Raw genomic sequence first — 302 nt, 5'->3', positions numbered from 1 at the left:
GTGGAATATCACTACGTAAAAATACGTATACTAAATACAAAACAAAAAAATAAAGTACTGATTTTTAGGTATTTATATTTTATCGATTAATTACTAAAACTTCAACTCTGCGATTATTATCTTCCTCTTGGGTACTTTTTTCTGGAATTGGATGGATTGGTCTGGTCACACCATAGCCTTTAAATGACAATCTATTTGTACTTATTTCATTTTTAACTAAATAGGTATAAATCGCTTTTGCCCTATCTGAAGAAATAGTATCCGGTTGATATTTATTTTGACAACAAATATGACCTTGAATT

General features: G+C 28.5%; 1 protein-coding gene. It reads right to left on the bottom strand.

Annotated elements, in window-relative coordinates; translation table 11 throughout:
- Positions 1–79: 79 nt before the first annotated feature.
- Positions 80–302: OmpA family protein (locus tag DIU01_RS04025; RefSeq protein WP_290831960.1), on the bottom strand; the 223-nt coding region annotated here is incomplete at its 5' end.

Source organism: Flavobacterium sp. (genome assembly GCF_003525665.1).
Classification (GTDB): Bacteria; Bacteroidota; Bacteroidia; order Flavobacteriales; family Flavobacteriaceae; genus Flavobacterium.
Note: the sequence above shows the minus strand (reverse complement) of the source record. Positions and strands in the feature narration are given on the sequence as shown.